The organism is Catenulispora yoronensis, assembly GCF_039531695.1.
Classification (GTDB): Bacteria; Actinomycetota; Actinomycetes; order Streptomycetales; family Catenulisporaceae; genus Catenulispora; species Catenulispora yoronensis.
Genome location: NZ_BAAAQN010000029.1, coordinates 121,239 through 129,870 on the forward strand (window position 1 = coordinate 121,239; position 8,632 = coordinate 129,870).

The following is an 8,632-nucleotide window of genomic DNA, read 5'->3' on the forward strand; positions in this document are numbered from 1 at the left end:
CCGGGCCGCGCTCGGTGGTGATCGTCACCGACGGCGCGGACACCTGCGCACCGCCGGACCCGTGCCTGCTCTCGTCGTCGGTGCCCGGCCGGCAGTCGCACAGCCAGCCGGGCACTCGCGCTTCCTTCAACCGGTCGGCAGCGATCAGCCGGTCACGCTCGCGGCGCCGGTCTCAAGGTGGCCGGTGGCGCGCCGGCTCCACAAGGAGTCGCTGCTCACCGTGACGGTGAAGTCATACCACCCGTTGTTGTAGGCAACCGCGTTGAAGTAGTCGCTGACCGTCGCCCCGGCCGCGACCTGATAGGTCCACGGGCCGTCGGTCCGGTAGTTGGTCGACGTGATCGTGAACGTGACGGTGCTGGTCCCGGTGTTGGTCATCTTGAACCAGACCGCCTGCTGCCCGGTGTTCGGCGCGGCCGCGTAGTACGTGCCGGCCTCCGCGGTCGCCCCGCTGCCGTTGGCGTTGCCGACGAAGCGGCGCAGGAACCGGTTCGGACCGACAACCGTGAGGTCGTACTGCCCGTTGCCGTAGTTCGTGCCGACGTTGAAGAAGTCCTTCACTGTGCCGTCGACGCCGTTGCTGTAAGGAGCGACGGTGTACTGCCACGGCCCGCCGGTGCGATAGGCATTGGCGTACGCCGAGAAGTGCGCGGCGGCGGACGCCTGCGGGCCCTGATTCGCCATCTCCAGCCAGACCAGCACCTGCCCGTTGGCGTCGTACTCGATGTGGTCGACCCACGCGTTCGGCTGGTAGGGCAGGGCGCGCGCCGGCTTCGTGCCGCTCTCCTGCGTCGGCTGGGCGTTGTTCGCCGGGCTGGGGTTGATCTGCGCGTTGCAGAACGACTGCCCGATCACGGTGCTGGTGGCCGGCAGCGCCGGCAGGCCGTTCACCGGGTTGGCGAAGTCGAAGGCGCCGGTGAGGTCCCCGCACACCTGGCGGCGCCAAGCGCTGATGTTCGGGCAGGCGGCCGGGGTGCCGAGGGCCGCGGTCCAGGTCTCCAGGAACCGGATCACCGAGGTGTGGTCGTAGACGTGCGAGTCGACCCAGCCGCCGCGGGTCCACGGCGACACCACGATCATCGGGACCCGGAAGCCCAGGCCGATCGGCGCGCCCTGGGTCGTCTCCCCGGCGGTGCCGGACGGCGCGACCGGCGGCGGAACGTGGTCGAAGAAGCCGTCGTTCTCGTCGTAGTTCAGGAACAGCGCGGTGGAGTTGAAGGTGTTCGCGTCGGCGGCCAGGGCCTGGATGATCAGGTTGACGAAGTGCGCGCCGTCGTTCGGCGGGGCGTCGGGGTGCTCGGAGAACGCCTGGTTGGCGACCACCCACGACACCTGGGGCAGGGTGCCGCCGAGCACGTCGGCCTTGATCGCGGCGGCGATGTCGTCCGGGGTGGAGCCGCTGGCCGCCGGGACCGAGCCCATGCCGCGCTGGTAGAGCGGGCTGGAACTGGCGGCGCCGGAGAACTGCTTGAAGTAGGCCAGCCCGTTGTCGCCGTAGTTGTCGTTCGCGTTCTGATACACGCGCCAGGACACGCCGGCGTTCTGGAGCGCCTCGGCGTAGGTCTGCCAGGTCAGGCCGGACTCGGAGCCGCCGTCGTAGGCCGGGCCGCCGGCGGTGCCGTTGGGGTCGATCATGCCGGACCACAGGTAGGTGCGGTTCGGGCCGGTCGCCGACAGGATCGAGCAGTGGTAGGCGTCGCAGACGGTGTACGCGTCGGCGAGGGCGTAGTGGAACGGGATGTCGGACCGGTTGAGGAAGCCCATGGTGCGGTTGGATCCCTTGGCGGAGATCCAGTTGTCCATCTTGCCGCTGTTCCACGCCCCATGCTGGCTGGACCAGCTGTGGTCCAGGGACCCGTCGCACTGCGCCAGCTGCTCCTTCGTGGTGCCCCACCACCACGTGTTGGTGTTCGAGAGCTGCCACGGGTACTGGCGGCCGGAGCCGTTCGGCTGGTTGAAGACCGAGTAGCCGCCGGAGAGCTGGACCGTGGCGCGGTCGGCGAACCCGCGCACGCCCTTCAGGCTCCCGAAGTAGTGGTCGAAGCTGCGGTTCTCCTGCATCAGAACCACGACATGCTTGACGTCGCGGATGGTGCCGGTCGCGGCGGCGGCGGCCGACGGCGTCGAGCCCGGCAGGCCCTCCAGGCCGATGGTCGCGCCGAGGGCGGCGGCGGAGCCGAGGAAGGTGCGGCGAGAGACAGGCGCCACGGGGGGACCTCCTACAGGTGGGGGTGCGTGGGGTGGGGTGGGGTGGTGCGCACGGGGAATATTGAGCCGCCGAATGTCCGGCGCCCAGGTACCAGGTAGCAGGAGCGTGAAGCATTGTGAACGGTTGGTACTGGGTCAAGACCCCGGATTGGTCCTGTCGCCGGCGCGCGTGGGTGCGGTAAAGCTGGGCGCATGTACTTCCAGCATGCCGAGGACGTCTGGTCCGAATACCCCGAACTGGTCGCGGCCGCGATCACCACCAGCGGAATCACACCCACCGCCGATGTCGACGCGCGGGTGGCGCAGTTCGTCGGGGCCGCCAAGGCGCGGCTGGCCGACGGCACCGAGTCCGATCTGCCCGAGATCAAGGCCTGGCGACAGACCTTCACGAAGATGGGCTTGAAGCCCACGCAATACCGCTGTGCGTCCGAGGCGCTGCTCCGACGGCTGCGCAAGGAGGGCGACCTGCCGCGGATCCACCCGCTGATCGATCTGTGCAACGCGGTGTCGGTCGCGTACGCGATCCCGGTCGGGGTCTTCGACCTCGACGAGGTGGCCGGCTTCCTGGAAGTCCGGCACGCCGCCGGCGACGAGGACTACCTCACCTTCGCCGGTACGTCGGAGAATCCGGAGCCGCGCGAGCTGATCTTCGCCGACGCCGAGGGCCGCGCGCACGCGCGCCGGTGGACGAATCGGCAGAGCGGCCGGTCGGCGGTCCGCGAGTCCACGTCGCGGGTGCTGATCGTGTCCGAGGCGATGCACGCGTCGGCGGCGGAGGATGTCGCTTCGCTGATGAAGACGTTGGCCGACGCGGTGGCGGAGGCGTGGCAGGTGAATACGGACTCGACGATTCTGACGTCGGTGGAGCGGCGGTTCACGATTTCGGCATAAACAAGAGCAAACGGCGCAAGAGCAAACGGCGATAACGTGCTGGCGATGGAAGGGTGCTGGCACGGAAAGGACGGCCCGCGCGGAGGGGCATCCGCGGGCCGCCCAGCTCGATGACGGCTCTGTGCCGACGCCGCCGTGGTCGAGGGTGAGTCCCCTGATAGGAGGGTGAGTCCCCCGATAGTGGGACGGGATTGCTCAGTGCGCGACCGGCACCTTCTCGTCCGCCAGCACCGAGCGGAGCTGTTCGCGGAACTCTGGGGTGTCGCTCTCGCCGTGGACCGCGACCGCGTGCATCGTCGCCGCGTCCATGACTTCCTGCTCCTCGCCGGCGATGGTCAGCGTGCAGCCGACCTCGCTCGGGAATTCACGGCAGTCGGCTACTTTCCGGGTCATGGTGGGTGCCCCTTTCCTCGGGGTCGTCGCCACCTCGGCGGCGCGCCGGGGCGGCCCGCGCGCCCCATTAGACAGTGGACGAGCGGGCCGGGCGACCGGGGCTACTGCATTCAGGTGATGCGGCGTGGTGCCGCTCGGGGGCGGTTCAGAAGCCGATGGCCTCGCGCAGGAGCAGGACCGTGGCCCGTCCGGGCTCGGTCTCGGCGTTGATGATCAGGACGCGGTTGAGGGCGCTGGGCACTCCGTAGGCCTTCATGGCCCGCTCGTTCTCCAAGGGGAGACAGTGTTCTTCAACGCGGCGCAGCGCGGAAGGCACGTCGGGCACCACCTTCTGCGCGCCGACGACGAAGATCGCGCGGGGCGCGGCGCCGGCGTAGCCGGGAATCTGGCTGCCGCTGGCCGAGCCGACCACCAGGGACCCGGTCTCGGTGACGGCGGCGACGCTGCCCACGATGGCGTCGGGCACTGCCAGGCTCCGCCAGATGTCGTTGCGCTGCGTGGCGCGGTCCATCTGGACGGATCGCGCTTTCAGGGAGTCGTAGCGCCCGCTGGTGTTGATGTCGTCGTCGATGCCGGACAGGCGCAGGGTCTCACTGGCCCCGGTGAACACCAGAGCGCCCTCGGGAATCAGTTCTTTGATGCGGATCCGCGCGGCCTCGGCGTTGTCCAGGATCTCGACGGCGAAGCCGTGTTCGGTCAGCGCGGCGGCCGTCCGGTCCAGGCTCTCCGCCGACGCCACGTCGGTGAACAGCGGGGCCGGGATCGGGGTCGTCATGGTGCCTCCTGCTTGCATGGTGATGTGCTCGGGTCATCAAGTCCGACAAGATGGCGTCCGGAGATGTGAGGCGCGGCCGGTCAGGACCTCACAATCCGGCGGGCTGTCTTGTCGGACCGATGACGGGCCGATCCGATCGAGGGAGCCAGCACGGCCATGGACGATAAGTTCGAAAACGCGGCCGAAGATGTGGCCGATTCTGTGGCCGAAGATGTGGTCGAAGATGTGGTCGAAGATGTGGTCGCGGACGAGGTCGTGCGCGAGCGGCGGCAGCTGATCAACCTCACCTACCGGCTCCTGGGCACCGTCGCCGAGGCCGAGGACGCGGTCCAGGAGACCTACGCCCGCTGGTACTCGATGTCCGCGCCGGAGCGGGACGCCATCGACTCCCCCGGGGCCTGGCTGACCACGGTCGCCAGCCGGATCTGCCTGAACCTGCTCGGATCGGCTCGGGCCCGGCGGGAGACCTACGTGGGCGACTGGATCCCGGAGCCGCTGCCCGAGCCGGCCGAGTGGACGAGCGTGCGGACGTCCGGCGCGGGCGGCGACCCGGCGGACCGGATCACCCTCGACGAGTCGGTCGGCATGGCGTTCTTGGTGGTCCTGGACGCGATGACGCCGGCCGAACGCGTCGCCTTCATCCTGCACGACGTGTTCCGCTACCCATTCGCCGCCGTGGCCGACGTCACCGGCCGTACTCCGGCCGCGTGCCGCCAGCTGGCGTCCTCGGCGCGGCGCCGGATCCGGGCGGCGCAGACCTCTGCGACGCCGTCGGCACGGCGGGCCCGGGTCGTGCGGGAGTTCAAGGCGGCGTGGCAGGCCAAGGACATCGCCGCCATCATCGGCCTGCTGGATCCGGAGGCGACGGCGATCGCGGACAGCGGCGGCCTGGCGCCGGCGTTCCTGGACCCCATCGAGGGCGGCGAGCAGATCGCCCGCGGCTGGATCGAGATCGCCAAGCGGATGCCGGAGTCGATGGCGCTGCTGGAGCGGACCGTCAACGGCCAGCCGGGGCTGGTGGCCGAGCAGGACGGCGTCACGGTGACGGTGTTCGCGTTCGACATCGTGGGTGATTCGATCCGGCGGATCTGGGTGATGCGGAACCCTGCGAAGCTGCGGCAGTGGACGGTGGGGTGAGGGCCGAGGGCCGAGGGCCGAGGGCTTAGGGCCGAGGGCTTAGGGCCGAGGGCTTAGGGCTTAGGGCTTAGGGCTGAGGGCTGACGGCTGAGGGCTGAGGGGCACGGCAGTGGGCTGAGGAAGCTCAGACCGGGCACCCGACCGCGTCCAGCGCCTGAAGGCGGCTGCGCAGCCGCACGGCGTCGGGATGCCCGAGGCGGTCGAGCGTGCGCAGCGCCTTCCGCCACGCCGCGTCGGCCGCGTCGACGTCGCCGACCGAGAGGTGCGCGTCGCCGAGATACGTCAGGCCGGTGGCCTCGCTGTAGTGGTCCCCGCTCTCCCGGAACAGGCGCAATGCCCTGCGATAGCACGCGACGGCGCTGGTGTGGTCGCCCAGGTGGCGGTGGATGTAGCCGAGGCTGTCCCAGGTGTGGGCCTGGCCGTACTCGTCGTCGGCCAGAAGCAGCAGCGCCAGCGCCGGCTGACAGCAGGCCAGCGCCTGCTCGTACTCACCGAGCCGGGCATGGAACCAGCCGACATCATTGAGCGCGACCGCTTCCCCGCCGGGTTCGCCGGAGCTCAGACGGCACATCCGCAGCGCCTGTTCGGACAGTTCCAGCGCCTCCCGGTCGTTGCCGGCCGCGCCGGCGATCCAGGCCAGGCTCTGGTAGCTCAGGGCCTGGGCCGCCGAGTCGCCGACCCGCTGGGACAGGGCCAGGGCGGCCAGGATCAGGCGCTGGGCGCCGTCGAGGTCGCCGCGGCCGCGGTCGGCCAGGCCCAGCCCGCGCAGGGCGTAGGCGCGGGCGCCGTCGTCGCCGAGGCGTTCGGCGGCGGCGTCGCCGACACGGTGGATCGTGGCGAGATCGGGCCACAGATTGCGGCGATGCAGGAAGTTGGTGCAGACATGCGCGAGCTGCCAGGCCTGGCGGTCGAAGCCCTCGGCGCGAGCATGGGTGACGGCGCGGACCAGGACGCGGTGCTCGGCCGTGAACCAGGCCGACGCCTCGCGGTGGTTGCCGGGCTCGACGCTGACGACGCCGGGCGGCGGCGGATCGAGGGTGATCGGCGCCAGGCGGGGACCCAGACTCCGGTCGGCGGCGTGGGCGCTGTGGAGGTAGTGGTCGTAGATCCGGTGCCGGGCCTCGTGTCTGGCGGCGGCGGTCTCCTCGCTGGCGGCGAGCTCCCCGGCGTAGGCGCACAGCAGATCGTGGAAGGTGTAGCGGCCGGGGACGTGCTCGGTCATCAGGCTGGCCCGGCACAGGTCGGCCAGCAGCCGCCGGGCCCGGCCGGGCGGGACGGCGGCCAGGCTGGCCGCGGCGTGGACGTCGAGATCGGGGCCGGGGTGCAGGCCGAGCAGGCGGAACAGGCGCGCGGCGTCGGGGTTGAGGGTGCGACAGGACCAGGAGAACAGGGAACGGAGATCGGTGCAGGCGTCGCCGCCGTCCAGGGCGTCCAGGGTTCCGGCCTCGGCCAGTTCGTCGGCGAACACCGCCAGCGGGAAGTCGGGGCGCAGCGCGATCCGGGCGGAGGCGATCGCCAGGGCGAGCGGGAGGCCGGCGCAGCGGTTGACGATGCGCTCCAGGGCGTGGGTGTCGCTGACGGCGCGGGACCGGCCGAGGCGCCGGATCAGCAGATCGCGGGAGCGGGCCGGGGACAGCAGGCTGACGGGCACCGGGATCGCGCCCTCGGCGGCGACCAGCGGGGCGAGCGGGTCGCGGCTGGTGACGAGGGTCAGACAGCCGGGCGAGCCGGGCAGGAGCGGCCGGACCTGTTCGGCGTCGCGGGCGTTGTCGAGCAGGATCAGGATCCGCTTGCCGGTCAGGAGGCTGCGATAGAGGGCGGCTTGCGAGGCCAGGCCCGCGGGGATCGAGGCGGGCGGGACGCCGAGGGCGTCGAGGAAGCCGCGCAGGGCTTCGGAGGGGTCGGTCGCGACGCCGCCGGGGGCGTAGCCGCGGAGGTTGACGTAGAGCTGGCCGTCGGGGAAGGCGGGGGCGGTGCGGTGGGCCCAGTGGACGGCGAGGGTGGTTTTGCCTACGCCGGCGGTGCCGGAGAGGACGGAGATGGTGGTGGGGGTGGGGGTGGGGGTGGGGGAATCTTTGAGGGGCCTGATAAGTGTGTTGAGGAGGGTGAGCTCGTCGTCGCGGCCGGCTACGTCGCGGAGGTCGAGAGGGAGTTGGGCTGGGGGGCGGTGGGGGTGTGGGGTCGCGGATGGTGGAGCTGGCGGGGCTGGCGGGGCTGGTAGTGGAGCCGCCTTTTGCGTTGCCGCTGAGATCGAAGCCGAGATCGATGCCGAGATTGATGCCGAGATTGATGCTGGGGCCGCTGGTGGCGTTGCTGGTGCGGTGAGGGTGATGGCGGCCAGGGTGTCGAGGCTGGGGTCCTGACGCAGGATCCGTGCATGGATGTCGGCGAGGGCGGGCGAGGGCTCCACGCCGTGGTCGGCGACCATCGCGGCGCGGGCGTCCCGGAAGGCGGCGAGAGCTTCGGCTTGGCGACCCGAGCGATAGAGCACTGTCATGAGTTGGCCCCACAGCCGCTCGCGCATCGGGTGCACGCGGACCAGGTTCTCCACCTCGGGGCCGATGCGGCTGTCCAGGCCGAGGGCGAGCGCGGCGTCGTTGCGGTCTTCGATGACTGAGAGTCGCAGACGCTCCAGGCGTGCCGCCTCGGTGCTGAGGACCGGCATGTCGTCGAACTCTGCCAAGGCCGCGCCGCGCCAGAGGTTCAGTGCCTCGGTGAGCTGGTCGAAGGCCGGCTGTGGACGTCCGGCTTCCAATGTACGGCGCCCGGTCTCGGCGAGACGTTCGAACTGGAGGAAGTCGACGGCCTCGGGATCAGTCTGCAGCAGATAGCCGGGCGCGCGGGTGAGGAGCACGTCGAGGACGTAGGAGGCCTGGATCAGGGCTTTGCGGAGGCGGGAGACGTAGGTGCGGACGGTGCGCGCGGCGTCGTGCGGCGCGCGGCCGCCCCATAGTTCTTCCACCAGGGCTGTCAGGCTGACGGTGCGGCCGGTGTCGACCAGGAGGCGGGCGAGGACGCCGCGGACTTGCGGTCCCCCCAGGTACACCGCCTGGCCGTCCGCGGCGACCTCGAATGGGCCGAGCAGTCGGAATTCGAGTCGCTCCGCCCCCGATGGCATCGGCACATCCTCTCCCCCGGGGTCCAGCATGGACTGTTGGGGGGTGGATGGGAATTGCCATTTGTGCATTGGGGGCTTGCTTGGTGTGCAGATTGGGGTGAGGGGGGTGG

General features: G+C 70.8%; 6 protein-coding genes. 2 read left to right on the forward strand and 4 right to left on the reverse strand.

Going from position 1 to position 8,632, the window contains the following annotated elements; all coding sequences use genetic code 11:
• Positions 1-144 precede the first annotated feature (144 nt).
• Positions 145-2,208, reverse strand: coding sequence for a phosphocholine-specific phospholipase C (locus ABD481_RS23585; protein WP_344667913.1), 2,064 nt, complete (start codon positions 2,206-2,208; stop codon positions 145-147).
• Between the two features lie 192 nt (positions 2,209-2,400).
• Between ABD481_RS23585 and ABD481_RS23590 the strand changes: the two genes are divergently transcribed.
• Positions 2,401-3,099 carry a B3/B4 domain-containing protein gene (locus tag ABD481_RS23590; RefSeq protein WP_344667914.1) on the forward strand — a complete coding sequence of 233 codons (699 nt, stop codon included), beginning with the start codon at positions 2,401-2,403 and terminating at the stop codon, positions 3,097-3,099.
• A gap of 195 nt (positions 3,100-3,294) precedes the next feature.
• On the opposite strand, the gene ABD481_RS23595 is transcribed toward ABD481_RS23590, so the two are convergent.
• Positions 3,295-3,492, reverse strand: a complete 198-nt coding sequence (locus tag ABD481_RS23595; protein ID WP_344667915.1) for a DUF1059 domain-containing protein — start codon at positions 3,490-3,492, stop codon at positions 3,295-3,297.
• Positions 3,493-3,637: 145 nt separating this feature from the next.
• Positions 3,638-4,267 (reverse strand): LUD domain-containing protein, encoded by a 630-nt coding sequence (locus ABD481_RS23600; RefSeq protein WP_344667916.1) that lies wholly within the window; start codon positions 4,265-4,267, stop codon positions 3,638-3,640.
• A gap of 156 nt (positions 4,268-4,423) precedes the next feature.
• Between ABD481_RS23600 and sigJ the strand changes: the two genes are divergently transcribed.
• Complete coding sequence (gene sigJ / locus ABD481_RS23605) at positions 4,424-5,404, forward strand: RNA polymerase sigma factor SigJ (RefSeq protein ID WP_344667917.1); 981 nt, start codon at positions 4,424-4,426, stop codon at positions 5,402-5,404.
• Positions 5,405-5,528: 124 nt separating this feature from the next.
• Here sigJ and ABD481_RS23610 read toward each other — a convergent pair whose 3' ends face one another.
• On the reverse strand, positions 5,529-8,522 hold the full coding sequence (locus ABD481_RS23610; protein WP_344667918.1) for an AfsR/SARP family transcriptional regulator: 2,994 nt from the start codon (positions 8,520-8,522) through the stop codon (positions 5,529-5,531).
• Positions 8,523-8,632: the final 110 nt, after the last annotated feature.

Coding starts and splice junctions, on each gene's coding strand:
- ABD481_RS23590 (WP_344667914.1), top strand. CDS start 2,401: ATGTACTTCCAGCATGCCGAGGACGTCTGGTCCGAATACCCCGAACTG.
- sigJ (WP_344667917.1), top strand. CDS start 4,424: ATGGACGATAAGTTCGAAAACGCGGCCGAAGATGTGGCCGATTCTGTG.
- ABD481_RS23610 (WP_344667918.1), bottom strand. CDS start 8,522: ATGCCATCGGGGGCGGAGCGACTCGAATTCCGACTGCTCGGCCCATTC.
- ABD481_RS23595 (WP_344667915.1), bottom strand. CDS start 3,492: ATGACCCGGAAAGTAGCCGACTGCCGTGAATTCCCGAGCGAGGTCGGC.
- ABD481_RS23600 (WP_344667916.1), bottom strand. CDS start 4,267: ATGACGACCCCGATCCCGGCCCCGCTGTTCACCGACGTGGCGTCGGCG.